Source organism: Bacillus sp. P4_D3 (assembly GCF_056401855.1).
Genome location: NZ_JBFUIN010001266.1, coordinates 1 through 597, shown reverse-complemented (window position 1 = coordinate 597; position 597 = coordinate 1). Strand labels below are relative to the sequence as shown.

General features: G+C 36.7%; 2 protein-coding genes. Both read right to left on the bottom strand.

Annotated features, from left to right (window positions below; all coding sequences use genetic code 11):
- Positions 1–9 precede the first annotated feature (9 nt).
- Positions 10–405: an NUDIX hydrolase gene (locus tag AC1DTM_RS30715; protein ID WP_002160965.1), complete on the bottom strand. Its 396-nt coding sequence runs from the start codon at positions 403–405 to the stop codon at positions 10–12.
- Positions 402–597: ASCH domain-containing protein (locus tag AC1DTM_RS30710; protein ID WP_477001735.1), on the bottom strand; the 196-nt coding region annotated here is incomplete at its 5' end. The genes AC1DTM_RS30710 and AC1DTM_RS30715, both read right to left, overlap by 4 nt.

Sequence of the window (597 nt, the reverse complement as noted above, 5' to 3'; positions counted from 1 at the left end):
TGTCAGACCTTATTTCCTATAATAATCGAATACACTTTGGGCCACATCATACGGTTTTATATTTACATTTGGCAACTCATTTATCGGCATCCATAAAGGAATATAACTCCCTCTATCTTTCAACTCGAACTCCTCGCCTTTACCACTTCCGAAAACTCCACCTATAATATGGGCATTATAATAATACTCCGTACCTTTATACTTCACCTTTGCAATCAGATGCTCCACTTGTATATGTACCCCTAATTCTTCATAAATCTCTCGCTTCGTTGCTTCTTCAGGTGTTTCTCCTTCTTCAATTCCCCCGCCTGGAAAAACAAAATACATCTCACCTTCTCGAACACGTTTTATAAGAGCGATTTTACCGTCCTGTACAATAATAGCTGCACCGCGATTTCTTCTCACTTTATTACCTCAACACCAATCGCAACTGTTCCCCATTCTTTTTCTTGTTCTTTCGTATAGATTTTGTATGTACTTTCTAACATTTCCTCTAAGCTAACATTTTCACGGTCAAATAATTTTTTATCAATTTGTTCGTACATTTCCTTAAAACTCTCGTATCGCTTTACCTCTGTTACCTTTACAATAATTGTT